This window comes from Oleiphilus sp. HI0123, assembly GCF_001635315.1.
In genome coordinates this window covers 1-375 of record NZ_LWGE01000897.1, presented here as the reverse complement: position 1 = coordinate 375, position 375 = coordinate 1, and the positions used below count along the sequence as shown (strand labels likewise).

General features: G+C 35.7%; 1 pseudogene. It reads left to right on the top strand.

Features of this window, described 5'->3' with window-relative positions:
- Positions 1-115: pseudogene (locus A3761_RS28515) on the top strand (mechanosensitive ion channel family protein); the annotation flags it as partial.
- Positions 116-375: the final 260 nt, after the last annotated feature.

The window sequence follows — 375 nt, the reverse complement described above, 5'->3', positions numbered from 1 at the left end:
GGACTACTGGGCAGTTCACTTCACAATGTTCGAAGCAGTTAAGAAAGCGTTTGATGAGCAAGGAATTAGTATTCCGTTCCCTCAACAAGACGTACATATGCATACAGTTCAATAACCTACGCACTAGCGCCGGTTATTTAAGACGTTATTTGTTTTGCTGATAAAAGGCGCTCTTTTGAGCGCCTTTTTTATTAATAAACGTATTTCCTAACCTGCGAAAGAATGAAAACAAGTGTGATAATACTGCTGAAAAACTGGAAAAAAACTCATCTATAAACGACGCTAATAAAAAGATACTTTTTGTTACTTCAACTTATCTTTGTTCGTGACTAAGATGAAGTTAAGAAAGAATTTAGTATCAACGAATTTTGCTGG